Raw genomic sequence first — 21,252 nt, forward strand, 5'->3', positions numbered from 1 at the left:
TCACCTCCGAAGCGCTTACATTTTAAGAGTCTCATTTACTCCTGTTTCCTTTCGTTCCAGGTGTTCGCTTTCCGCGGGACGGTGCTTGAGCCTCTTCACTTCGTTCCGGGGTCTCAACCTACCGTTACTCCCCCGCTGGAGTCTCACACCTTGCACTACAGAAAACAAGGGAAGCTTATGATATTAAAAGGTATTATTTTCTATATTAATTCATAAACCACGTTGATCGGAGTGGAAGGCGCGCAGACTTCCGCGGGAGGAAGGGACAAGGGAGACCCCGCAGGCTTGCCGAGGAGGCTCCCGGACCGCCCGCAGAAAAGCGAAGCGCCTGGAACGGAGATCAACAGTTCAGAGGAACTACTAAACTACTTTTTCATACTAATTCTTTCTTTTAATTATACCAGAAAAGCATGCCTGCGATGAGACATGCTTTTCGAAAATAATGCTTATTTTAAGTTATCCCATGTAGTTTGGAAGCGTTCTAGGACTGTGTCGTAATCGATTCTTCCAGCAGCGTACTCTTGGATTGTTGCTGCAAACTCTTTGTTTGCTCCATCTGGCCACATGAACCAAGTCCAAGGAACTGTTTTTTCAGCAGTAGAGTACTCAAGGATAGATTGGCCAAGGTCACCAAGTCCAGCAGGTTCGATGTTATCGAATGCAGGGATGAAGGCGAACTCTTCTGTGATGTAGCGTTGACCCGTTTCAGAGGATACCATCCAGTTTAAGAATGTTTTTGCCTCTTCGATGTTTTCAGAGTTTTTGTTGATAGCCCAGTTGTTAGGAACCCCGACAGGAAGGCTGTCAGCACTTGCATCGTCGTTGATTGGAATCGGAAGGAAGCCCATGTTCATGTCTGGATCTACTTCATAAATCATGTTCTCCGTCCAGTTACCTTGTTGAAGCATCGCTGTTTTTCCGCTAGCAAATTGCGTTACTTGCGTGTTGTAGTCCGTTGTTAATGGGTTTGCGTTACCAAAATTGATTTCTGCATCAAGTACTTCTTTGAATTCTTCAAAATGCTTGTTGCCAACAATCTTCTCTGAGCCGTCGTAAAGACCAGCGATGAACGCTTCTGGATCTTCTTGTTGTGCAAATGGAATGTTAAGTAAATGTTGCCCGATTACCCACCACTCGCCGTATCCCGCAGAGAAAGGTGTGATGCCAGCCGCTTTTAATTTCTCAGCAGCAGCTTTTAATTCTGTAATATTTGTAGGAGGTTCTGTAATTCCAGCTTCCTCAAATAGGTCTTTGTTATAGATAAATCCGTAACCTTCAAGGTTAACAGGCATTCCATAAAGCTTGCCATCTTCAGGATCTGTCATTGGCACTTTACCGATTGGCAGAACGTGCTCTGCCCAAGGTTCTTCAGACAGGTCAGCCAAATGCTCTTTCCAAAGCTCAAGCTCTTTGAATCCACCGTTGTTAAAGATGTCCGGTTGTTCACCAGATGCAAATTTCGCTTTAAGCGCCGCACCGTAATCCGCTCCACCGCCAACTGTTTCAAGCTTAACTTTGATGTTCGGATGTTCTGCTTCGAATTCTTTGATCATTTCTGCCAACTGATCGGCGATTTCCACTTTAAATTGGAAAAGGTTAAGCGTTACTTGATCTCCATCCCCGGAGTTGTTGTTATTGTTACCGGATGAATTGTCGCTGGAACATCCTGCGAAAATTCCAACCACCAACGACAACGATAATAAAAGAAGTACTAAACGTTTCATTGAATTGCCCCCCTTGTTTTTAATAAAAATTTTATAGTAACTTGTCAGAGGCCACATAAAGGACGCGGCCCATGCTAAGTTTACTTAACAGAACCTGCGGCAATCCCTTTGATGATATGCCTTTGTAAAAATAGGAAGAAGATGATGATCGGCGCGATACCCAGCATTAATGCTGCAAGCCCCATATCCCACTGCTTCGTGTACTGCGCAAAGAACGAGCTGGTCGCGAGCGGAATCGTTCTAAGCTCCGCTGTCTGTAAAACAAGTAGCGGAAGTAGGTAATCGTTCCAGATCCAAAGTGTGTTCAGGATAACCACTGTGACGGTAATCGGTTTGAGTAGTGGAAACACGATCCGCCAAAACACCCCAAACTGGCTGCAACCATCAATTCGTGCTGCTTCCTCAATTTCCACCGGTACAGTTTTCACAAATCCGTGGTATAGGAAAAGAGAGAGCGGTACGCCGAAACCAAAGTACATGACGACGATTCCAGGAATGCTATTGATAAGGTTCAGTGCGCCACCTAGCTTCATCAGTGGAATCATGACCGTTTGGAACGGGATGACCATCGCGGAAACAATGATGACAAATAATATTTTACTAAACTTTCCGGGAGTGCGGACCATTTTCCACGCAGCCATCGAACTAATCACGACAATTCCAATGTTACTGAGAACCGTGATAATCAGTGAATTCCAGAAGGCACGCGGGAATTGAATGATTTCCCACACCTTTGCATAGTTGCTGAAAAGGATTTCTGTCGGCAATGCAGCCGCGTCAATTAGTATTTCACTAAAACTTTTTACTGAGTTTATGATGACAAAGTAAAAGGGAATGAGGAACAGGATTGCCAGAAGGATTCCTATGACTTCCAGCACAAAGGTTCTTTTCGTATACTTTTGATCCATTATGCCTCAACCTCCCTTTTCTTTGTTGCCATTACTTGGAATGTCGTGAAGATCGCGACGACTACAAAGAAGATGATTGCTTTTGCCGTTCCAAGGCCATATCGGTTATTCTGGAACGCTTCTTGATAGATATTGATGGCTACAGACTGCGTGGAATTAAATGGCCCACCGCCTGTTAAGCTCAGGTTCAAGTCGAATATTTTGAATGCCATCGCGATTGTCAGGAAGAAACAGATCGTGAAGGCTGGTAAAATTAACGGAATGATAATTTTTGTGATAAGGGTGAAGTTGTTGGCCCCATCAATTCTTGCCGCTTCCAGTAAGGTATTGTCCACTCCTTGAAGGGCTGCAATATAGATGATCATCATGTAACCACTGATCTGCCAAGCAAATACGATGACGATGCCCCAAAATGCTGTTTTTTCATCTCCAAGCCATGGTAGCTGGAAGAAAGATAGACCTGTAAGTTCTCCAACTGATGCAAATCCTCTGACGAAGATGAACTGCCAGATGAAACCGAGCAATAGTCCCCCAATGACGTTCGGGATGAAAAAGACGGTTCTAAGTATGTTCTTCGTTTTCAATGCTGCGTTTAATAACAGCGCAAGGCCGAAACCTATTAAGTTACTAATAATAACTGCTGCAAACATAAATTTCGTCGTAAACATGAAAGAGTTAAAGAATACTTCATCATTCGTGAAAATCCGCTTGTAGTTTTCCAGCCCCACCCACTCAATCGCAGAACTGACACCATTCCAGGAAGTAAAAGAATAATAGATTCCCATTAGGAACGGTATGATCTGGATTACAAAGAAAAAAATAAGTGCAGGCCCAACAAAAGCCGTGTACGTCAAAATACTCTTAAGTTTCGCTTTCCTCCTCGGATCGCCCTTCACATCTCGTAACTTCGTCCTCCCAGAAGTGTTCGGTACAACAGGATCCACCTTAGGTTCAATTCTAGTCTCCATCGTTACTCACTCACCGCCTATTTTGTAAACGCTTTCTTACATTATAAATCGTCAGCCTAACATTTCAGGGTCACTCAATTGACAAGATAGGGGTACTCAATTGACAGATCCTTGAGAATCCCAGGTCCTACTTATGTCCTAGTTATTTTGAATACAATTTAAGTATCCGGTATGTTATTCCAATATTTCAAAATTTTCATAACCTACCCCTAGAAATATATTTCATTTATATTACAATTAAAATAAGGATTTTTATGACTTAAGTAAAACTGATTGAAATTAAACAAGTTAATCCCTTGAGAAAAGTAGGAATATCATGAATATAAAACAACAGTTTTCATTATTTTTTGATCAAATGGCTGACATGGTCTTTTTGGTAGAATGGAAAAATAACGAATTATGGTACACAAGCGTGAACCCATCTGCCCAACAGAAGCTTGGGATGGACATGGTTGGCAGAAGGTTGATAGATGTACTTCCTGTTTCTGTTTTCACCTCACTAGACTGGCATTATACAAAGTGCATAGAGTCTAAGCAGTCAGTTACTTACTCTGATTTGAACTTATTTGTAAGCGATCTTCCCGCCTCTGAAACAAGCCTTACCTACATAGAGGAAGGGGTAAGTAGCTATGTCCTTGCCATAACCAAAAATATAAACGCGCTAAAAAAGAAGGCGGAGGATTATATCTTCCTAGAATCATTAGTGGAAAATACAGTGGATGCCATGCTTGTCATTGACCCAGATGGGATAGTCTTAAAAGTGAATGAAGCATTTGCACAGCAATTCGGTTGGCGTGCATCTGAACTGATCGGTCAATCTTGGGATTCATTCCCCATAACCCCAGAAGAATGGAAAAAGCAAACATTGCATACTTTATCTCTTCTGAAGGAAGGGCAGTCCGTTTCTTCCCAGGAGACTGTCAGATATACAAAAGAGGGAGAATCCGTTCATACTTCTGTAAGCTATTCTCCCATCCTGAATGAAGAAAAAAAGGTCGTGGCCATTTCTATGATCTACCGCAACATCCAGCATTTAAAGGAACTTGAGGAAAAGTTGGAAGAAAGCCATGACGCCTATAAATCATTATTCTCCTATCATAAAAATGCCGTTTGCATGGTGAATGAAGATGGGATTATTGAAAATATTAATGATGCATGTGTGAGTATTACCGGCTTTCCCAGTGAAGTTATTATAGGATTTAATATTGTGGAGTACGCAAAAGAAGTAGTTCCTGACCTTGACCTGGATAAGACTAGACGAGGCGAGGTCGCAAATTTCGAGTTATTGTTCCCTGATTCTAAAGGACGTGACTTGTATTTATCTGTCACAAATGTCCCTATCATCGTAAAAGGTGTGGTAAAGGGTACATATATTATTGCACAAGATATCACGGAAAAAAGAAGCATTGAGAAAGAAAGAGAAAAACTGCAAAAACAGCTTACCTTTCAAGCTTATCATGATAGTCTCACTGAACTGCCAAACCGAAGGCTACTGGAGGAAAAGCTGGAAGAATCCCTTGGTGATGCGATCAAAAATGGCAGCATGCTTGCGTTATGCTTCCTAGATTGCGATCACTTAAAGGAAGTAAACGACACGTATGGACATGAAATTGGCGATGAACTGCTTATTGCTTTCTCCAAACGATTGGTGAAGTGTGTGAGAGAAGGTGATATTGTTGCTCGCTTAGGCGGGGATGAGTTTGTCATCCTACTTCACGACATGGAGGATTTGAGGCAAGTGGAAAAGATAGCTGAAAGGATTTTGACCACCTTGGAAAGCCCATACACAATCCAAGACAACGTGATCCATGCCACCTCTTCCATTGGCATCTCCACCTATCCAACTAACGGAACTACCGTCAAACAACTGTTCCGCAAAGCCGACCAAGCCCTCTACACCGTCAAAAACGCCGGCCGCAACAACTACCAGATCAGCGCCGTTTGATGTGGTTTAGTGTGGTGCAGAGATAAAGAGGGGTCTGACCCTCAGTCAACTAAAGCACTAACGCAACACAGCACTTCCTCAGCCTACACCCCCCGAGTTAAGTCTTCTCGGGGGGTGTTCTTTTTGGAGTGTGTTATACTTTTTAAATAGACTGATAATTAGGAGTGGTAGTTATGGCTAGTCAGACGAGAGGGATTGTACAGGAGTCTTTGGATGCGTTACTTGCGGATACTGCTTTTTTACCGGAATTGGATGGAGATGCTAGAAAGCAGGCATTCACCTCCCTTGGTGCGATCCTATCTACACCGAACCATCTACATAAATCATTTTTGCGGATCGCACTCGAAAATGGAAGCGTTGTCAGAATTCCCGCCTTCCGTGTTCAACATAATAATGCTTTAGGTCCTTATAAAGGCGGGATAAGATTCCATGAATCTGTCAACGAGGAAGAAGTCATTAACCTTGCTTCCTTGATGACATTGAAAAACGCCCTTCACGATGTGCCATATGGTGGTGGTAAGGGCGGGATAGTGCTAAATCCTCGGTCTTTTTCTGTGAAGGAACTTCATTTAATCTGCAAAAAATACGTTCAATATTTCAGCGATGTTTTAGGACCGGATAAGGATATTCCTGCTCCTGACATGGGTTCTGGCGAACGAGAGATGGACTGGATGATGGCGGAATACAAAAGCATACGTCCAGGCCAGCCCTATAAAGGAAGTTTTACGGGTAAAAGTGTCATAAACGGCGGGTCCCTTGGTCGTCGCGAGGCAACAGGTAAAGGCGTTTATTTCTCATTCCGTTATCTGCTGCATGATTTCCTGCAGGAACAGCGAAAATTCCTGACCAATAATGAAAATGCATTTGCAAAGACGGCATTGGAATATGACGGAAGTCCGTTGTCCTTAGCAGTCCAAGGGTTTGGGAATGTAGGATCTGTTGCAGCACTGGAAGCTTACCAATGTCAGCACCTGCAAAATAAAGTAGTAGCTGTAAGCGATCGGAATGTCACCTTATATAACTCGGACGGTCTGGATATCCCTTCACTAGTAAAATACGTCGCACTAAACAGCGGAGACCTGCCATCTACAGAGACTCAATTGGAAGAAGCTCAGATTAAAGCATCCATTCGAGATCGCGGGGACATTTTAAACATAGATGTAGATGTCTTAATACTGGCAGCCCTTGAAGATCAAATACATGATGACAATAAAGAAAAAATAAAAGCCGGTATCATTGTGGAAGGTGCCAACGCGCCAGTAACAAGCGAAGCGGATGAATATCTTAGCAATAAAGGCGTCATCATTATCCCAGACATCCTCGCTAACGCCGGCGGAGTGATTGTGTCCTATTTCGAATGGCTGCAAGGCCGGGAAACCCAATTCTACACCGAAGAACAAGTCTACAAACTCCTGCTAGAAAAAATGAAAAACACCATGGACACCATACTCCCAGCCTTCTTCGGTGACCCCCACCCACTAAGGCAAAACTGCTACATCCACTCCGTCATGAAACTCTCCACCGTCCTTTACAGACAAGGAAAGCTTTATTGAGGTAAAGAGGGGTCTGACCCGCTGCGCGTTAATGCACTAAAGCAAACACCAAAAAAGCCAAAAAGAACTAGGGCCTCCCCTTCTCTTTTTGGCTTTTGTGCTTTTCACTTAAACTGCATTGCATTAGACTTTTTTGTTCGCTTCTTCCGTTTGGCGCTTCCTGGCTAACCCACGGCTTATAACAGCATAGAGGACTATTCCTACCAAAGCCCCCGTGCTATCTAGCAAGACATCACTCACCTGTCCACTTCTGCCAGGAACGAATAGTTGATGCACCTCGTCAGAGATGGCGTAAAGGACAGAAAGAATAAATGCCGCTCCCATGCTCTTAAATCCATGTCCTCCACTCCGTCGAACTGCATTCAACGTAAGGACCGCAAGCAACATATAAGCAAACAAATGCGCGTTCTTTCTAACAAAGAAACTAACCTCGTCCATCTTAAATTCGGCAGCAGGTGCGACTTGTTCTACTATCTCATTCACCAACTCTGTTATTCCACCGCTCAAGTCGGCCGATTGTTCTCCCGGCTGTGCAGAAAGATAGAAAATCAATCCCATCCATCCTACAACAAGCCCCCAAGATACTACCTCAACCACTTTTTTCTGTATCTGAAAACGCATCCTACTTCTCCCTCGGAACTGTTAAATATCTTACTTGACATTAAGCAAGTATAGCATATCCCATTCTTTTCCTCCACCAGGTTGAAAGTTTACGGGACGTTCAAAAAATCTTACTACTAAGCCTTTTTAGTACTTCTAATAGGCCCGACTATAAACTTTCCGAACGGCAAGAGATTAATTAATCGTGCAAGTAAAATGGAACCAAACACCCCTGATAAGAATAAAGCAAGGGCATACCATTTAATGTTCATTTCCGGCAATATAAGGTTTATCAAATTAAACGACAAATAATGGAGTAAAAATATCTGGAATGAATACTTACTTATAAACATGATTGTTTTTGGAACTTTGGGAATGAAAGAAAACAAATAAAACAGTACAAAAAAGAGGGACACTGTATAAAACATAATATCTAGCCTAACAGATGATAATAGCGTGTATGTTCCAGAAGTGAAGATTTTCACTAATAGGTACCCTGTGATTCCTGTTGCAATTAAAGAAAGGGGAAATGCCCATTTTCTATTCTCTTTTAATTGTGTTAAATACTTTCCGACATAGTAAGCTACTGTAAAGTAAAAAATCCAGCCTATAAAAGGCATTCTTACAAAAGGTAGCCATTCTTGCATAAATTGCGGCAACCATTCTGTCTGGTAATTGGCAACGTACAAATATCCTGCATTTATTGCAAAAGTCAACGATAACATAACCCAAGCTGAGACATTTTTGAACCATTTTATATATATCCAATGAATAAACATAAACTGCAATATAATAACAATAAAATAACCATGCCAAGCACCCAGAAAAATATCATCCATTATATTACCTTTTACCTTTTCTATAGAAGCATTCTTAAACAGGTATGCATATAAACCATATAAAAACGGTGTGAGTAAATAGGGTAACAATAAAAATTGATATCTTTTTTTGAAAAAACTTTTAGGTAAAGAATCTGGATAAACTCTAGCGCTTATAATTTCTGAAATTAAAATAAACATTGGTGTAGCAAACATGAGTAAAATTTGTATAGTTTGTAACAATTGAACAGTGGTCCCAGGCAATTCATAATGTGTGTAAGTCCTTGTTAGGGCATGGATAAAAACAACACTAAGACATGCAATTGCCCTTATCCAATATATTTCGTAAATCTGTTTATTCATGATGGCCCTCCAATCAAATACTGTTCATTCTAACATCCCTCATACTGTTTCTCCTTATCTTCCCCAAATTGTAATAATAATTAATATATCAGTATAAAATTGACGTTTTTTTGTAAAGTAAAAAACCCCAGAGCAACAACTCTGGGGTTTACTCATTTATAAAGTTCGAAATATTTCCCACCAATATTCTTCCAATTAAAAGGTTTCGCTTCTTTCAAACATCGGGTTGATATACTTTCATAGTCACTCAATATTGTATGAATCGTATCTGTAATCTTTGCTGCGCTATTAGGATCTACTGCACATCCAACTAATCCATCTTGGAACATTCCGTCTAAGCCTTCCCCTTTGGAATAGATGACTGGCAGTCCTTTTGACATGGCTTCAATATATACCAAACCGAAAGTTTCTCTGAAAGACGGCATTACAAAGATGTCCGACTGCTCCATTGTATCGGCAATAACAGTTTTATCCGTTATATAGCCGTGGAATGTTACCTTTTGCTCTATGGCCAGTGACTTCGTCAGATCTTTACATTCTTGTTCAAGCGGACCGCTCCCAAAGACTTCTAGGGTGGTATCAATTCCTTGTGAGTTAAGCATTTCGCATGTTTTTATGACCGTTTTAATATTTTTATTTTCATCTAATATCCCGACAAAAACCAATTTCAATCTATTAGTAGGTACCGGTTTGTCTATAGTGCGAGCATTCTCATGCCAATAATGGTCTATTCCGTTTGGTATGATAAGACATTTGTCCTTTATTTGATCTAGTACCTTTTGGGGTAACAGCTCAAAAACCTTTTTCTGATAGGCATTAGAAATGAAGACAATATTCTTCGCATTCAAAAGCACTTTGTACATAAAAGGACGAAGATGGAAACCATATTTATAAAAGGCGTTAATATCCGTACTTCTAACCGAAACTACGTAATCGATATTGTATTTCTTGTATATTTTGTATGCTGACCCTCCATCACTGAAGATCGTATGTGCATGAATGATATCAATATCATTTTTTTCCAAAATTTCATTTTCGATTTCTTTCATTTGTTTACTGATTTTATTAAAATACATTAATTTATGATGTGGCTTAACTATGTTTTTGTAATGATAATGGACTGTCTTGTAGTCTTTTGGCAATTGATTGACACCAATACTGTTACTGCTTTTTACAGGAATGAACACATCTTGTTCGAGTCCCTTTGTAGACAATTGTTTAAATAAATTCATATATAGTTTGTTTGTTATGTAGTACGACGATAAATGCAATACTCTCATTTTTAATCATCCTTTATTAGTGAAGAGAAATTATCTCATAGTTTTTTTCTATTCTATCACATTTTATTCATAATGCATGAAATCACGTTTTCCTATATTATTACTTTAAAGCTACATAGATTTCTATTATGATTAATATAGCTTAGTCAATTCAATTCAAGAAATTGGAGGAAAAAAGAATGGCAATTTTAGTTACAGGTGGAGCCGGTTACATCGGCAGTCACACAAGCGTAGAATTATTAAATGCCGGCTATGACATTGTAATTGTTGATAACTTTTCAAATAGTAATACTGTTTCATTGGATAGAATAAAAGAGATAACTGGAAGGGATTTTGCCTTCCATGAAGTGGACTTATTAGATAAGGAAAAACTTGATAAAGTTTTCCGTGAGCATTCTATCGAGGCAGTCATCCATTTTGCCGGTTTGAAGGCTGTTGGGGAGTCTGTGGAGAAACCCTTATACTATTACAACAACAATATTACTGGGACTTTATACTTGTGTGAAGTGATGCAGGAGCATGGGGTGAAAAATATCGTGTTCAGCTCTTCTGCGACCGTTTATGGTTTACCAGAAAGTGTGCCAATTTCAGAGTCTTTCCCGCTAAGTGCAACGAATCCTTATGGCCAAACTAAACTGATGATTGAGCAGATCATGCGCGATCTTCATGTCGCAGATCCAGATTGGAGTATTTCCTTATTGCGTTACTTCAATCCGATTGGAGCACATGAAAGCGGCCGAATCGGCGAAGATCCAAATGGTATCCCGAACAACTTGATGCCATTTATTACACAAGTAGCAATTGGAAAGCTTCCACAATTACAGGTATTCGGTAACGATTACGATACTACAGATGGTACTGGAGTAAGAGATTACATTCATGTAGTGGATCTTGCAAAAGGGCACCTAAAAGCGCTGGAGAAAGTCCTTACAGATAAAGGGGTAAATGCATATAATCTTGGTACAGGCAATGGTTATAGTGTCCTTGAAATGGTAAAAGCTTTCGAAAAAGCTTCTGAAAGAGACGTTCCATTTAAAATTGTTGCAAGAAGACCTGGAGATATCGGCGAGTGTTTTGCAGATCCTACTAAAGCAAAACAAGAATTGGGCTGGCAGGCTGAAAAAGGCCTTGATGAAATGTGTCAAGACTCTTGGAAATGGCAAAAAAATAATCCTAATGGATATAAGGAATAAATCCAGTTTTTCTAGTATGTGCCTTCCCTTCTTAGTATGAAGGGGAGGTACTTTTTCATTTTTCTACAAAATTCCAGTTTTTTCGCGAAACCTATAGTAAATATTACCTATCTTACTTTATAATAAATATGTAAGCGTTTTATTTTTTGAATTAGGGGTATGGGAGGGAGTTAGATAACGATGGGGAAAGAGTTTCAAGTGATTTACCAATATCAAATTAGCTTTACAACAATGGCGTTGCAAGCACACAGGCATCCTCAGTATCAGACCTACATTAAGGATATCGAGGGTGACTATATGACGGATGACACCGCTAGAGATATATTGCATAGCGGCTGTTTAGATGACAGCAGTACCTATGATGGTCGTCGGATTGCCACCATTCATTTTACAAATTATATTCAAAAGACGCCGATTCTTATTGATCAGGCTGAAGGGATTATTGCCATTCCTACACATTCACCCGATCAGGAAGCCTGTTGCTGGCTATTTCTTCATCACTTGTCACATGTTGAAGCCATTTCCTCCACGAGATGTGCAGTCGTATTTAACAATCATGATCGATTGATCCTGAATGTGTCTGCCATTACTATTTATGAACAGGTAAAAAAAGCTTCCGTCGTGTTAACTCGTTTCTGTTCAAGCAAACAGTTCAATTTTTCGTTAAACCCAAAAGTAAAACGGTCATCAAAATCTCGTAAAATAAAAGATTAACATTTCATCATGACTTAGTAAGATCTTGCTGCAACCTATACGTGGAGTAAGGTTACACCAATCTGTTACTAATATACAAGAGAGCCGGATTCTCGTTTTACTTCCTATTTCACATGGATTAGAAATGAAATCCGGCATAATATTTTCGTCTCTTCCAGCAATTTTCTCTTTATTTATCCAAAATTTTCTACAAAATTACATAAAAAAGTGATTCTCTAAAACGAACTTTGGAAGTATAATTTTCCTGTTGGGGTAATTTCTATAAGTTGAATTGGGGGATTGTTTTAGTTGAAAAAGGGTTTTTGGCTAAATGTAATGGTTATATCCACCTTACTACTTTCATTAGTAAGTCCTGCTGCAAATGCCTATTCGGAAGGTACCGAAGGAGCAACACCAAAGGTATTATTAAAGGAAGCAGTGCCATCTGAGGATGGGAATATTTTAGTTTGGGAGACTCATAGCGAGGAACTTTCATCAGGCAGTGACGAACAAAATTTTGTATTGGTTAAAAATGGTAATGAAGTTGAAATAGTCCCTGAGGAATTAGCGGATCAAGCTACAGAATACACAAAAGTCTATACATATACAGATAAGATAGATAACCCAACAGCTATCGAATATGGTGTGGTATGGAACTTAAATGGACAAGCAACCGAGAGCAACAAAATCGTAGTGAGTACGGTGGAAAGCACCGAAGAAACTGTCCCTTCTGTAGGAGCAGTTAAGGAAGAAGAAATAGAAACCGATATCGTGGAAGAAGTTGAGACTGTTCTTAGTGAAGAAGAGTCTGTCCCTTCCGAAGAACCTGCTACTACCACGGTGGAAGAGGAATCTTCCGAAACTACTATTAAAGAGGTAGACGGATCTGAAGTGAATTTTGTCCCTTCAGAAAAAGAGAACCTTTTAAAGAACATCTTAGTTGGAGAAGAAGAGGAATCTTATCTATTACTAGAAAAAATGTTCGTCAATGAACATTCTTTTGCCGTAATGTGGTTTGGTCACGTGGATAAAAGCCTTGGAAGAATTTCAGGTTACGATCTTTATCTTAACGATAAGTTGATCACTTCTGGCGGACCTAGATTATCAGAATATGAGTTTACAAATCTAACACCTGATACTCTTTATGAAGTGAAGGTGAAGGCATTAGATAAGAACAAAAATTTATTATTAGAACAAACACTTGAAATTACTACACTCCCTGCCCCATCAGGTAAAGTCGTGAAGTTTGAGGATGCAAACCTTGCACTTGCCATTCAAACGCAAATGAACCTGGACAGGGAAATCGTCGAAAGCGATATGCAACACTTAACAATGCTTGATGCAAGTTCACTTGGTCTTACAAGCTTAAAAGGGCTTGAAAAAGCAGTCAATTTGGAATATCTATTTCTTTACGACAATAGCATTCAAGATCTATCTCCTCTTGCAGGATTGACAAAGCTTTTCATGTTAGAAGTGGAAGAAAATAACATTACTAATGTTACTCCACTAAGCAACTTGACCAACCTTTATATCCTTGGACTAGGGAACAACCCTATTACGAAGATTGATGCATTAGCTGGGTTAAACAATCTAGAAGGTTTATTTTTGCACAATACACAGGTCTCCGATATCTCAGCATTGGTAAACTTAGTCAAACTGACATTTGTAACACTAGCAGATACGAACATTGACTTTTCACCGGAATCATCAGCTTGGGATCTTCTTAATGTTTGGGCTGACGCTGGTGTCTATGTGGATGTCCTAGAAGAGGAATACTTCGAACCGTTAGAGTTGGAATTCTACAACACCACTGAACAAAGCATCTCTCTTGGCTGGTGGTACTACACAGAAAACGAAGAAGATTACGAGAAGGAATACCTCTATAAAGTGTATGTAGATGGTGTCCTTTATGAAGAAACTTATATGAATGAACTGACTATTTTGGGCCTTGAACCTTCAAAGGACTATATCATCAAAGTAGAGATGTACGACACGGATGGTACTCTATTGCATGAAAACTTTGATATGGCACAGACCCTTGCACCACCAACGGGTGATATCGTCAATATCCCTGACAGTGGCTTGAACGAAGCCATCCGTCAACAGTTAGGTCTCCAAGAGCTTGATCGTGAAATTTATCAGTCCGATATGGAGAGACTGGAATACTTATTCGCTTCCTGGATGGGTATTAAAAAGCTGGATGGCATTGAACATGCAGTGAATCTGTTTGACTTGGATGTTAGCGGGAATGAAATCAAAGACCTCTCTCCTTTAAAAGGCATGGAGTCTTTATATTCCCTAAATTTATCTGATAATCTTATTACAGATATCGGTGCTTTAAAAGACTTATATATTAGTCATCTTGATCTGTCAGTAAACCCAATCTCTGATATTTCAGACTTAAGCGGGTTGCCAGATTTGGAAATGCTGTACTTGCACCACACCGAAATCATAGACATCAGTGTCTTATTGGAACTTGAATATCTGTGGGAAGTGACTCTATTTGGATTGGAAGGGTTAACGTTTGAAGAAGGCTCTCCAGAACTTGCGATTGTAGAGCAACTTAGAGAACTTGGTGTGACTGTTTATCTGACAGAGGACGAGTACCACGGTCCTTCCCCTTATAACCTTGAAGTAATAGATGTTACAGAAAGCACCATTGAGGTCGAATGGACTTACGAGTGGGCAGACGAAGTCGATCACTATCAAGTACTTCTAGACGGAGAGGTAGTGGATACCACTACTGATATATCCTACCTTTTCACTGATCTGATGGCTGATACGTTATACAACATTGCGATTATCCCGGTGGATGTTGATGGCTGGGAAATGGACTACTTCGAAATAGACGCTTCTACACTACCAGCTGAAGAGCAGCCAGTAGATGAAGAAGACGATAACGAGGACAAAGAAGAAGAAGAGAAAAAAGATGACACACCACCAGTTGTGGTGAAGCCGGTTGATAAAGACAAGCAGCCTACGGTTGAAAAGCCATCCAACGAAACGAAAAAAGGTAATAAACTACCAGTAACAGCAACGAACACATTAAACTTTATCTTAATTGGATTAGTTATGTTGGTTGTTGGTGCAGCTGGAGTTTGGTTTGCAAGACGTCGAGTTGTCGCATAAGGCGATTATTTTAAATGAAAACAGCCGGACAGAGGATTACATCCTTTGCCCGGCTGTTTTTTTTCTAACTACTTGCTAAATTTCAGCTTTCTTCTTCCCAGATACAACACACCGCCAAACACTACCATCACCGTACCAAGCATAATGTAATTGAATGAGGATGTTGCTGTTTTTGGTAGCTTGTTTCCTTTTCCGGGATTCTCTCCACCTTTTCCTGGTGGTGTTTTCCCATTGCCTTTACCAGGGTTCTCTCCGCCCTTGCCAGGTGGTGTCCCAGGCTTATTCCCATTTCCGTTTCCAGGAGGCGTGTTACCATCGCCGTCGCCGTCACCCGGTGTACCGTCGCCAGGATCTCCGTCCCCATCACCTGGGTCCGTTCCTTCCTGCTCGCCTACTCTCACTACAACCGTCGTCAACGGGTCAATTGTGATGCCTTCTGCAGTCAGTTCGAAACCGCTCGGCTCCGAAACTTCAACCACTCCAGCTTCATCAGCATCAACCACTACCACACCGTCCGTCAAATCCTGCCCCAACGTCAATGTTCTAGCAGAAGTGTCTGCATTGATGAATGTGTAATACTCCACACCTGCAGTGGATACGCTACGGTACGCAACAACTAGGTCTTGCTCGCCAATTTCAGGTGCATCAATCATCGTTACATTGGAATCTACTAAGTCACGGTCTCCCAGGCGGAATGCATCGCTAGAACGGCGCAACTCAATCAATCCAGTTGTGTATTCACGTGTTACATTATTCACTGGGTATTTCTCCGCATCTGTTGCCTTTTCCCAATCGATCCGGTTAATGATATCCGAAGAATCATAAGAATCGTGGATGAAATAAGGATAAACAAACGGGTTGCCTGCAGAGTCTGTCATATACGTAGACTTGTATGGCGCTTCTGTGGCATCCGCTCTCCATTGCTTAGTACGTCCAAATTCCTGGCCTGCATGCAAGAACGCCGTTCCTTGAGACGTCAGCACCATTGCATTACCAACACGAATGCGCTTATGAATTTCTAAATCGTTCTCAGCGATTTCCGGATCTTTTTTAATAGATTGGGCAATAACATCATATAGCGTCAAGTTGTCATGCGCTTCGATGTATTGAACCACATCGCCCGGTTGATCTGCTTCAAAGTTATAAGGCTGTCCTTTGATGTTATCGAAAATTTGCTGCACGTTACGTGCGCCACCTGTGATAAAACGCGGCTGCCCTTCGCTTCCGAATCCGGATTTAAGCTCGTTACGGAACTCATCAGAGAAGCTTCCGACTGCTTCCGTATCTTTCATCCATTGCTGGTCAGCAGCTTGAACAGGCTCGCCTTCGTCCCCGGCAAAAGTCACCCACCCTTCGCCAATCATGACGATATTCGGGTTCAATTTTTTCGCTTCGTCAAAAGCCATTTGGATACTTTCTGCATCATGGTCCCCCATCATATCAAAGCGGAATCCGTCCACTTTGTACTCGTCCACCCAATGCTTAATGGAATCTACTAGTACTCGTCGGGACATTTCATGTGTCGTGCCAAGACGTCCACCACCGAAGCTTGTTCTCGGCGTTCCGTCCGCATCCATGAAGTGATAGTAGTTTGGTACAAGATCCTCGAAAATGTGAACCTGTGCCGTGTGATTGAACACCACATCCAATACCACACCCATGTCGCGCTTATGAATCTCGTTAATCAGATTCTTAAATTCTTTGATTCTCAGTTCCGGATCCTCCGGGTTCTCCGAATACATACCGGATAGGGAGAAATAACCGTGCGGGTCATAGCCCCAGTTGTAGTTTGTATCAGTGGAAGCATAATCCAACATTCGCTCGCCAGACTCCAATTCATTGCTAAAATAGTAACTCATTACTGGGAGCAACTGAATGTGCGTCACACCAAGCTCTTGAATATAATCCAATTTTTCTACAAAAGAAGCAAATGTACCAAATTGGGCTTTCAGGTCTTCCCCAATATTCGGGTCAGACGTGAAGTCGCGCACATGCACCTCATAGATAATGGTATCTTCGCGTTTTTCAAAGCCAGGGATGTCCGCATAATCAAGGTCAGGTCCGATGGAACCAACGTCAACAATCGCCGCTTTACCAATTTTCCCCCCTGCTTCATTGTTCCAAGCTGCCATGGATTTTGCATAAGGATCCAGGGCAAGATTCGTTACATCACCATGTGTAATTTCATAGTGGTAATAGTAACCTTTCAAACTATTAAGTCCGGTATTATCTTTCGATAGTTTTACAGACCAGACACCACGGTCCCCTTTAACCATTTCAATGGTGTCGACCACTTCATTTTGATCATCTTTGTCATAAAGAACGACAGATACTTTGTCCGCTTTTGGCGACCACACTTTTAACGTAGCCGTTCCATCTTCATGCAATTCTGCTCCAAGCTTCCCGTCATAGGCATACATTTCGTCAATCAGCTTCCAGCCTGATTTGGCAGAAACGGTCACATCACCATATGTGACATCAAAAGGTAGCTTTTCTAAATCAAACTCTCCGTGAACATGGACAGTTTTTTCTCCTTCAATAGTGACATCTGTGAAGGATACCTCATTTCCATCTACATCAACGATTTTCAACTGTTCTTTCAGTTCTGCTACATCTAGTCCTTCTGTTTTTGTAAAAGTAAGGGTGATCAGCTTATCCGACAGGACTTCTCCGGACACAAGCGCCAGTGGCACAGTTCCATAAGGATTCGTATAAACCTTATCTTCGCCTTCTTTTACAAAAAGTTGGTTGTATTGTTGTAACATTTCAAACGTCATATCTCCTGTTTGCGCCCCTGATTGTTTGTTCACAAAAAGGAAGCCGATTTTGTTTGCATCTTCTTTCAGTTTGATGTCGTAGTAGGCACCGTATTTACCAATACCTGCAGCATCTGCGGCACCGTTCGGCCAGCCGTCAGACGGGGACTCGACATCTTCCCAATTCCATAAACCCCAACCGTCATAGTCAGCGTTTGTTCTTTCATAATGAATGCGGACCGTATTTTCCGGAAGGTCAGCAGGTTCATACAAAAATACTTCATCAGATCCTTGTTTAATCCATACTTCATTTAAATCTGGACTAAAGAGTTCAACCGCTTTGTCCCCGCCATCCTTATCACCGTTTGTCGTGTTAAGTACGAGGAATCCAATATTTTGTGCGCCTTCTGCAAGCTCTACATCTACATACGCACCGTATTCTGTAACGTTTTCAGCTTCAAACGGTGTACCGCCTGATGGCCAGTTTTCCGATGGAGCTGCCACGTCTCCCCATAGCCATAGGCCAAGGTTTTCGTAGCTGTTGTCTGTGCGTTGATAGTGAATGCGAAGCGTGTTTTCACCAATTTCACCTGGTTCTGTTGGCTCTTCTTCAACAGGTGGTACTGCTCCGTTTTCCACTTCAAGCAGCACCGTTCCCCCGTCTTCCATCGCTGGAATAGAGAAGCTCACTTGACCTTCTTCATTTGCTCGATACTCCTGACCGGAATAGTGGTCAGTCACCACTGCTTCTGAGGAACCGAAGTTCAAGGTTACATCTTTTGCAGTAGCTTCTGTATTTAGTCCTACGTAAACGGAATTTTCACCGTACGTACGGGAGAATACCAGATATCCGTCAGTGTCAGATCCCGCTACCTTCTCGCGGTCCCCTTTTGCAAATGTATTTGGATTTTCGTTACGGAAGGCTAGTACTTTTTGATAGTGTTCTAAAATCTCATTGCCTTCCACATCATCCCAAGGCATGTTCTGGCGGTTCGTATAATACGGATAATCATTCTTACCAGGTAAACCTAGCTCTTCCCCGTAATAGATGACAGGCTGACCTTTTGCTGTCAACTGAAGGGATGCTGCCACTTGATACTTCCCGAGGTCTCCGCCTACCATCTCCAAGAATCGATCCTCGTCATGGCTTCCTAAAAATTGACCTAGTGTTGCTGTATTAGTCAGTTTGCTATTGCGATCTTCAAGCTTTTGTTGAACCGCATCTAGCTGCCCGTTCGCAAAGTCACTAGCATAGTTTTTAAATTCAAAGTCTAGTAAAGAATCCATCATTCCGCTGTTCAGGTAGCCTTGGTCGTCATTGACGTTTGCCCCCCATGCTTCCCCGATCAGCTTGTGCTCTGGCATTTCTTTTGTCAAAGCATTCTTGAATGCCATCCAAGTCGTGTCTTCCACATGTTTAACAGTGTCCACACGGAAGTAATCGATGGTGTTGCCTTTTGCCGTTCTGGATTTTTCGATCCAGTCTGTCTGCCATTTTACGACCTGTTCACGGACTTCCGCGTTTTCAGTAAGGAAATCCGGAAGACCAGCAAGCTCCCCGCGAACTGTATCAGATCCACCATTACGAAGCATCCCGTCAAAACGTGCACGATCTTCATTTGTCGGGAAGTTTGCCACACTGCTGCTGTCACCTGGCTTCAACCCATAACCAGTGTGATTTAATACCACGTCGACCATAATCTTGATTCCACGTTCATGGGCTTGGTCAATAAGGTTGTGGAAATCCGCCATGGTGCCGAAATGCGGGTTCAATCCCCTAAAATTATCCGCCCAATAGCCGTGATAACCATAGTAAGGTGTATCTCCGCTTTCGTTGTGTCGCACATCATATTTAATATTATCCACAACCGGACTGATCCAGATTGTATTGATTCCAAGCTCGTCCAGGTAATCAAGTTTTTGCGTGATACCTTTGAAATCTCCGCCCTGGTATGTACCAGACTTGCTTGTATCATAGCCAATTCCATGCGGATCATTGTTGGAAGCATCTCCATCAAAGAATCGGTCTGTCAGCATAAAATAGACCACCGACTGATCCCAATCAAAGTCCGCTTCTTCACCTGTGAAAGTACGTGCCTGAACTTCTATTGTTGCAGAACCCTCGTGGCGATTCCCAAATTCATCAACCGCAGTGATAGGTAAGGTTTTTACACCTGCTGTCACACTTTGCTTGACCGCTACTGTCAATTCATTCAGCGCAGGATCGATCGTTACTTTTTCTTTGCCGCCTATTTCTGATAGATTGATAGACATCTCACGGATTTTCGTTTCTGTATCTGATTCAATATCTACTTTTACGACTGAGTTCTGGTTATAATCGACCTTAGCCGGTGTAACAGAACCTGTCACTTTTATATCTGACGCCAAATACTCGACAACGGATTTCCCATCCACTGTGTTATATGGGTCAGATACTTCCTTTGTCTCTCCATCCACTGTCACAAAATAAGTATATTCATGCTCGCCTGTAGGCAGTTCGTTCACCGTATAAGTAAACCGCTCGTTTTCAGGCTCCGCAGTCATCTCATATTTTTCACCTAAAATAGAAAGCTCGACTTTCTCGACCTTGTCCATTTCATCAGTTGCATACAGGTCCTTATCACGGAAAAAGAATTCTGCGCTGCCATCCGCAACCACTGGTGCACTGCCGTCAGGGATTTGCGTAATTTTTTCCTGCTGACTTGTTACGTGTACTTTAGTGATGTCATCGATTTTGTTGACCTTTATCTCTCGATCTCCATCCGTGTCCTTTTCTTCCCAGTCTCCTTTACGGACAATAAAACCAACTTTATCCGCAGTACCGCTTACCGCAATATCAGCATATGCAATGCCATCTTTTACTTCTGTAAAGTCTATCTGGTCATCTTTCACACCAGTCCCCCAGACCCACAGATTCCAGCCTTCATAATTCCCATCAGGCCGTTCGTAGCTTAACACAATCCGTTTGTTCCCGGTCTCGGCTACCGCTTTCGTCGGTAGGTACCCCGCAAACATGGAAACCACTAGAAGAACGGAAAGTAGTACAGCCATTCCCCTTTGAAACCTTTTCTTCATATCCCTTGCCCCTTTCGTTATCTCGATCTCGACACCACTTACCATGATGACTGACTGCAATTTTGTGGAAGCGTTTGCACTTGCAAGTAGAATTCACCCCATTGCGAAACCGTTTGCACGATGTTGCACAGAAAGCAGCCCCACAACTATAAATCTACAAACTTATGCAAACGCTACCAAATTTCTACTTCTAACATACTATGAATTCTGAAAATTTTCAACGAGTTTTTTGAGTTTTGGGGACAGG

Annotated in this window: 12 protein-coding genes; 5 read left to right on the forward strand and 7 right to left on the reverse strand. The window is 41.7% G+C overall.

All coding sequences use genetic code 11. From position 1 onward, the window contains the following. Window positions 1–446: 446 nt before the first annotated feature. From LG307_RS19930 to LG307_RS19940, 3 genes are all read right to left on the reverse strand, one after another. Window positions 447–1,724 carry an ABC transporter substrate-binding protein gene (locus LG307_RS19930; protein WP_404445687.1) on the reverse strand — a complete coding sequence of 426 codons (1,278 nt, stop codon included), beginning with the start codon at window positions 1,722–1,724 and terminating at the stop codon, window positions 447–449. Window positions 1,725–1,804: 80 nt separating this feature from the next. Next, a complete protein-coding gene (locus tag LG307_RS19935) occupies window positions 1,805–2,632 on the reverse strand; it encodes a carbohydrate ABC transporter permease (RefSeq protein WP_148987365.1) in 828 nt (275 codons plus the stop codon). Beyond that, entirely contained in the window at window positions 2,632–3,600 is a 969-nt protein-coding gene (locus LG307_RS19940; RefSeq protein ID WP_404445690.1) for a carbohydrate ABC transporter permease, read from the reverse strand. Before LG307_RS19940 ends, LG307_RS19935 begins: the two co-directional genes overlap by 1 nt. A 316-nt stretch (window positions 3,601–3,916) precedes the next feature. On the opposite strand from LG307_RS19940, the gene LG307_RS19945 reads away from it, so the two are divergent. Further along, complete coding sequence (locus tag LG307_RS19945) at window positions 3,917–5,545, forward strand: diguanylate cyclase domain-containing protein (RefSeq protein ID WP_404445693.1); 1,629 nt, start codon at window positions 3,917–3,919, stop codon at window positions 5,543–5,545. A 173-nt stretch (window positions 5,546–5,718) separates the two neighbouring features. Next, window positions 5,719–7,098: a Glu/Leu/Phe/Val dehydrogenase gene (locus tag LG307_RS19950; protein WP_404445695.1), complete on the forward strand. Its 1,380-nt coding sequence runs from the start codon at window positions 5,719–5,721 to the stop codon at window positions 7,096–7,098. Between the two features lie 123 nt (window positions 7,099–7,221). On the opposite strand, the gene LG307_RS19955 is transcribed toward LG307_RS19950, so the two are convergent. The 3 genes from LG307_RS19955 to LG307_RS19965 form a co-directional block, all read right to left on the reverse strand. Beyond that, on the reverse strand, window positions 7,222–7,719 hold the full coding sequence (locus tag LG307_RS19955; protein ID WP_404445697.1) for a VanZ family protein: 498 nt from the start codon (window positions 7,717–7,719) through the stop codon (window positions 7,222–7,224). Between the two features lie 116 nt (window positions 7,720–7,835). Beyond that, entirely contained in the window at window positions 7,836–8,879 is a 1,044-nt protein-coding gene (locus LG307_RS19960) for an acyltransferase family protein (RefSeq protein WP_404445700.1), read from the reverse strand. A gap of 152 nt (window positions 8,880–9,031) precedes the next feature. Continuing rightward, window positions 9,032–10,159 carry a glycosyltransferase gene (locus tag LG307_RS19965; protein ID WP_404445702.1) on the reverse strand — a complete coding sequence of 376 codons (1,128 nt, stop codon included), beginning with the start codon at window positions 10,157–10,159 and terminating at the stop codon, window positions 9,032–9,034. Between the two features lie 179 nt (window positions 10,160–10,338). On the opposite strand from LG307_RS19965, the gene galE reads away from it, so the two are divergent. The 3 genes from galE (at window position 10,339) to LG307_RS19980 (ending at window position 15,174) form a co-directional block, all read left to right on the forward strand. Beyond that, a complete protein-coding gene (galE, locus tag LG307_RS19970; RefSeq protein ID WP_404445704.1) occupies window positions 10,339–11,352 on the forward strand; it encodes a UDP-glucose 4-epimerase GalE in 1,014 nt (337 codons plus the stop codon). A 180-nt stretch (window positions 11,353–11,532) separates the two neighbouring features. Beyond that, complete coding sequence (locus tag LG307_RS19975) at window positions 11,533–12,066, forward strand: competence protein ComK (RefSeq protein ID WP_404445706.1); 534 nt, start codon at window positions 11,533–11,535, stop codon at window positions 12,064–12,066. A gap of 288 nt (window positions 12,067–12,354) precedes the next feature. Beyond that, window positions 12,355–15,174 (forward strand): leucine-rich repeat domain-containing protein, encoded by a 2,820-nt coding sequence (locus tag LG307_RS19980; protein WP_404445708.1) that lies wholly within the window; start codon window positions 12,355–12,357, stop codon window positions 15,172–15,174. Window positions 15,175–15,242: 68 nt separating this feature from the next. On the opposite strand, the gene LG307_RS19985 is transcribed toward LG307_RS19980, so the two are convergent. Beyond that, window positions 15,243–21,005: a pullulanase gene (locus LG307_RS19985; protein WP_404445710.1), complete on the reverse strand. Its 5,763-nt coding sequence runs from the start codon at window positions 21,003–21,005 to the stop codon at window positions 15,243–15,245. Window positions 21,006–21,252: the final 247 nt, after the last annotated feature.

The organism is Sutcliffiella horikoshii, from assembly GCF_044809035.1.
GTDB lineage: Bacteria > Bacillota > Bacilli > Bacillales > Bacillaceae_I > Sutcliffiella_A > Sutcliffiella_A horikoshii_G.

Excerpts from the sequence above, each read along its gene's own strand:
- LG307_RS19930 (WP_404445687.1), bottom strand. The coding sequence starts at position 1,724 with ATGAAACGTTTAGTACTTCTTTTATTATCGTTGTCGTTGGTGGTTGGA.
- LG307_RS19935 (WP_148987365.1), bottom strand. The coding sequence starts at position 2,632 with ATGGATCAAAAGTATACGAAAAGAACCTTTGTGCTGGAAGTCATAGGA.
- LG307_RS19940 (WP_404445690.1), bottom strand. The coding sequence starts at position 3,600 with ATGGAGACTAGAATTGAACCTAAGGTGGATCCTGTTGTACCGAACACT.
- LG307_RS19945 (WP_404445693.1), top strand. The coding sequence starts at position 3,917 with ATGAATATAAAACAACAGTTTTCATTATTTTTTGATCAAATGGCTGAC.
- LG307_RS19950 (WP_404445695.1), top strand. The coding sequence starts at position 5,719 with ATGGCTAGTCAGACGAGAGGGATTGTACAGGAGTCTTTGGATGCGTTA.
- LG307_RS19955 (WP_404445697.1), bottom strand. The coding sequence starts at position 7,719 with ATGCGTTTTCAGATACAGAAAAAAGTGGTTGAGGTAGTATCTTGGGGG.
- LG307_RS19960 (WP_404445700.1), bottom strand. The coding sequence starts at position 8,879 with ATGAATAAACAGATTTACGAAATATATTGGATAAGGGCAATTGCATGT.
- LG307_RS19965 (WP_404445702.1), bottom strand. The coding sequence starts at position 10,159 with ATGAGAGTATTGCATTTATCGTCGTACTACATAACAAACAAACTATAT.
- galE (WP_404445704.1), top strand. The coding sequence starts at position 10,339 with ATGGCAATTTTAGTTACAGGTGGAGCCGGTTACATCGGCAGTCACACA.
- LG307_RS19975 (WP_404445706.1), top strand. The coding sequence starts at position 11,533 with ATGGGGAAAGAGTTTCAAGTGATTTACCAATATCAAATTAGCTTTACA.
- LG307_RS19985 (WP_404445710.1), bottom strand. The coding sequence starts at position 21,005 with ATGAAGAAAAGGTTTCAAAGGGGAATGGCTGTACTACTTTCCGTTCTT.